The organism is Bradyrhizobium sp. TM233 (assembly GCF_036247965.1).
In the GTDB taxonomy this organism is placed as follows: Bacteria; Pseudomonadota; Alphaproteobacteria; order Rhizobiales; family Xanthobacteraceae; genus Bradyrhizobium; species Bradyrhizobium ottawaense.
Genome location: NZ_BTIG01000066.1, coordinates 1 through 283 on the forward strand (window position 1 = coordinate 1; position 283 = coordinate 283).

General features: G+C 62.9%; 2 protein-coding genes. One reads left to right on the forward strand and one right to left on the reverse strand.

Annotated features, from left to right (window positions below; translation table 11 throughout):
- The coding region (locus tag AABA86_RS33470) for a disulfide bond formation protein B (protein ID WP_338309775.1) at positions 1-143 on the forward strand (143 nt) is incomplete at its 5' end.
- A gap of 2 nt (positions 144-145) precedes the next feature.
- Here the strand turns inward: AABA86_RS33470 and AABA86_RS33475 are convergent.
- A partial coding sequence (locus tag AABA86_RS33475; protein ID WP_338309776.1) for an AbrB family transcriptional regulator occupies positions 146-283 on the reverse strand: 138 nt, incomplete at its 5' end.

Here is a 283-nt window from a genome sequence, read left to right on the forward strand (position 1 = left end):
GGCTCGACACCGTGAAGGTGGTGCGCTGCGACGAGGTACAGTGGCGCTTCCTCGGCCTCTCGCTCGCCGGTTACAACGTGCTGATCTCGCTCGTGATGGCCGGAATCGCGACGTGGGGATTTGCGAAGACGGCGAAGCGATAAGCTCAATCGTCCACGTCGTCCTGCGTGCGTCCGAACAGATGGACGATGCCTGGCGTTGCGATCGTCACGAACACGAAACGCGACAGGTGATGGGCGCCGACGAAGATCGGGTCGATGTGCAAGGTCAGCGCCAGCGCCAG